The organism is Rheinheimera sp., assembly GCF_036568245.1.
Lineage (GTDB): Bacteria > Pseudomonadota > Gammaproteobacteria > Enterobacterales > Alteromonadaceae > Alishewanella.
Genome location: NZ_DATCSY010000102.1, coordinates 1 through 3,015, shown reverse-complemented (window position 1 = coordinate 3,015; position 3,015 = coordinate 1). Strand labels below are relative to the sequence as shown.

Sequence of the window (3,015 nt, the reverse complement as noted above, 5' to 3'; positions counted from 1 at the left end):
GAGTTTGTGCGGGTCAATAAAGCGGCGTTTGAAGCCTGTCCGTCGGACTCGATAGACTATGCCGTAATGGAAAAAACAGAACATGCTGTTGCTGTACCACTTGATGCCGGCTGGAATGATGTCGGCGGTTTTGCAGCGCTTTGGCAGGTATCTGCGAAAGATTCCGACGGTAATGTTCTGTGCGGTGATGTACTGGCCCTTGATAGCGAAAACAGCTACGTGCGCAGTGATGACAAGCTGGTTGCTGCTATTGGCGTTAAAGATCTGGTTGTGATCAGTACCAAAGATGCGGTATTGGTCGCGCACAAAGATCAGGCTCAGCAGGTTAAGCAGATTGTTAACCAACTGGCACAAATGGGCCGCAGCGAAGCGGTGTTTCATCGTGAGGTTTACCGGCCATGGGGCAAGTACGACTCGGTAGATTGTGCTGAGCGTTTTCAGGTGAAACGTATCACAGTGAAGCCCGGTGCAAAACTGTCAGTACAAATGCATCATCACCGGGCAGAGCACTGGATAGTTGTGTCTGGTACTGCAAGGGTCACTATAGATGACAAAGAGCAGTATGTTACTGAAAATCAGTCTGTTTATATACCAATAACTGCTGTACATGCATTGGAAAACCCCGGCAAAGTGCCACTTGAGCTTATAGAGGTGCAATCAGGCGCTTATCTGGGAGAAGACGACATAGTGCGTTTTGAAGACCGATACGGGAGAGCCTGATCTCATGCAAAAACTGACGTGTTTTAAAGCCTACGATATCCGCGGCAAACTCGGCGAGCAGTTAAATACCGATATAGCGTACCGGATTGGCCGGGCATTTGGCGAATTTCTGCAACCGAAGCAGGTTGTGCTGGGTGGCGATGTGCGCGCCAGTTCAGAAGATCTGAAGCAGGCATTGGCTGAAGGGTTAATGGACGCAGGCAGCGATGTCATCGATCTCGGCATGACAGGCACAGAAGAGGTGTATTTTGCCACCTTTTATCTGAATGTAGACGGCGGTATCGAAGTAACCGCCAGCCATAATCCGATCGACTACAACGGTATGAAGCTGGTACAAAAAGGCGCCAGGCCAATTAGTGGTGACAGCGGCTTGTTTGCCATTCAGCAGCTTGCCGAACAGGCCGATTTTAAGCCTGTGACAACACGCGGGCGTTACAGTAAAAAATCGGTACTGAATGCCTATGTTGAGCATTTACTGGGGTATGTAGACTTAAGTCTGCTTGAGCCGTTAAATATCGTAGTCAACTCTGGCAACGGTGCTGCAGGCCATGTTATTGATGCACTGGAGCAGGTGTTCGCGCAGCGCAAAGTGCCGGTGAACTTTATTAAGGTACACCATCAGCCGGATGCTACTTTCCCAAATGGTATACCTAACCCGTTATTAGTTGAAAACCGTGCCGACACACGCAACGCTGTGTTGGAGCACAAGGCTGACTTTGGTATTGCCTGGGATGGCGACTTTGATCGCTGCTTTTTATTCGATGAGCAAGGCCGTTTTATCGAGGGCTATTACATAGTTGGTTTACTGGCTGAAGCTTTTCTGCAAAAAAACCAGGGCGCACGCGTAATACATGACCCACGTTTGACCTGGAATACCATCGATCTGGCAATACGTGCCGGTGGCATGCCTGTGCAGTCCAAGACAGGACACGCCTTTATTAAAGAGCGTATGCGCCAGGAAGATGCAGTTTATGGCGGCGAGATGAGTGCACACCACTATTTTCGTGATTTCGCTTACTGCGACAGCGGCATGATCCCCTGGTTGCTGGTGGCGGAACTGATGTGTCGCAAAGCACAGCCGTTGTCTGAGCTGGTGGATCAGCGTATCGCTGCTTTTCCATCGTCGGGCGAAATTAACTTCACTCTGTCAAACCCGCAACAGGCGATAGAGCGTGTTATGCAGCACTATCTGGCAGAAGCGCTGGTGGTAGACAAGACGGATGGTATCAGTCTGGAGTTCGCCAACTGGCGCTTCAACCTTCGCAGCTCAAACACAGAGCCGGTAGTACGGCTGAATGTGGAGAGCCGCGGTGATATTGATTTGATGCGCCGTTACACCGATGAAATCAGCAAGTTACTGGTGGCAGCATGAAAATTCTGGTGAACCATTTACTCGAACCTGCAAACCGTATTTCCGGGATCAGCAAATACTTATTTTCGCTGCTGGAAGAGCTGGTAAAAACCGGCAGGCATCAATACGTGTTGTTAACTTCGTGGGATGAGGAGTGCCTACCTGAGGCACTTAGGACACCTGCGTTGACGGTAGTATCGGTTCCCTACATTGAGTCAACACCGCGTAATCTGTTACGCCAGTTAACACTGGTGCCTAAGATCATGCAGCAGCAACAGGCTGATATTGAGTTCAACTGTAACCCTCTGGGCGGTTTTCTTGGCAATTGGCCAAGAGTAACCGTGACGCATGATCTGTATTTCAATGTGTCACCGGGTTCTTACAAAGCGCACCACAGGCTGTGGTGGAAGCTGTTTTATCCGCTTACCTGCCGCTCTGCCAGCAGTATTATTTGCGTATCAGAAAATACCCGTCAGGATCTGCTGCGTTACTTTCCGCAGTTTGCCGAAAAGACCACTGTGATTGCAGAAGGCCCCTGTCTGACAGTACCGCAAGGCATAGACAGCGATGCACAAAAACGCCAAAGCTTTGGTTTGTTTGTTGCAAACGTCTCACCGAACAAAGGTGCCGACACGCTGGTCAAGGCGCTGGGTTTACTGCGCGGGTGTCAGCGGGAGATTGATGTTAAGCACGTCGGGGCTGACAACGAGGGCAAGTTTGCCCGTTTAGTGGCCACTATTCCCGAAGGGGTAGCGCCGGTATCGCTGGGGTATGTCAGTGATACTGAGCTTAGCGCCTTGTATCGTCAGGCCAGATTTCTGGCATTTCCATCTCGTTATGAAGGTTTTGGTTTGCCGGTAATAGAAGCTCAGGCGCACGGCACGCCGGTTATCGCCTCTGATATACCGGTACTGCGTGAGGTTGCCGGTGACGGCGCCGTCTAT

3 protein-coding genes are annotated in these 3,015 nt (G+C 50.6%); all 3 read left to right on the top strand.

The window, feature by feature from the left end; translation table 11 throughout:
• Positions 1–720, top strand: a 720-nt coding sequence (locus VIN66_RS04655) for a mannose-1-phosphate guanylyltransferase/mannose-6-phosphate isomerase (protein ID WP_331922907.1), incomplete at its 5' end; no start/stop codon positions are given.
• 4 nt (positions 721–724) lie between these two features.
• On the top strand, positions 725–2,092 hold the full coding sequence (locus VIN66_RS04650; RefSeq protein ID WP_331922906.1) for a phosphomannomutase CpsG: 1,368 nt from the start codon (positions 725–727) through the stop codon (positions 2,090–2,092).
• A partial coding sequence (locus VIN66_RS04645) for a glycosyltransferase family 1 protein (protein ID WP_331922905.1) occupies positions 2,089–3,015 on the top strand: 927 nt, incomplete at its 3' end. The genes VIN66_RS04650 and VIN66_RS04645, both read left to right, overlap by 4 nt.

Bases quoted from the DNA above. Each gene is read 5' to 3' on its own strand.
- VIN66_RS04650 (WP_331922906.1), top strand. From the start codon at position 725: ATGCAAAAACTGACGTGTTTTAAAGCCTACGATATCCGCGGCAAACTC.